Consider the following 648-nt stretch of genomic DNA (forward strand, 5'->3'; position numbering starts at 1 on the left):
TTTAAGCAATTTTTTGAGTGATAAAATTGACGCCATGCCGGAAAATTGCAAACGCATTGCCATTGAAGATATTGTGGGCTCACCCCTTTTGGAAGCCATGTTTGAAGGACATATGCCACGTGGATTTATTCCCATTGCCCCCATGATCCAAAAGGTGCGTGATGTTTTTGCAGCGGAAAATTCTCTTATTCGCTTATCCGCAGACAGTGTGAAACATATTTTGTTAGAGCATCAAGCGCGTGATCTTCGCTTGGAGGATTTTCGTGGCGCCATTCAAACACTCATAAAACCCCATGGAATTATCAGGCGAAAAGGTGTACCGAGCGTTATGTTTTTTGGTGAAAGTGGTGGGACATGGTGGCGCTTTGTGGTCAAATTTGTAGCAAGCAAACAAGAATGGTGGTTGACCTCCATGCATAAAAAGAGCTTTCGCGAAATTCAACGTTTGTTAAACGCGGCTGAAAAGAAGGATGAGCGGTTGTTGTAAAGAGAATACCGTAAAGCTCTGTTGGTGTTTGTGAGAAGGAACTGGTGTGTGAGGAAAAATGAGAAGGCGTGGAGGGCGGTCAACTCCTCGCAGATCCGGCAAAGCCGTCCTGGCATAACTGGCTCACGCCTCGCGGGTAATCTAACAGTTTCAACGTTTAA

At 45.2% G+C, this 648-nt stretch carries 1 pseudogene; it reads left to right on the forward strand.

Annotated elements, in window-relative coordinates:
* Positions 1-487, forward strand: a pseudogene (locus tag ACFINC_RS11110) (hypothetical protein); the annotation flags it as partial.
* Positions 488-648 lie beyond the last annotated feature (161 nt).

It is taken from the genome of Bartonella sp. AP58NXGY (assembly GCF_042195785.1).
Lineage (GTDB): Bacteria > Pseudomonadota > Alphaproteobacteria > Rhizobiales > Rhizobiaceae > Bartonella.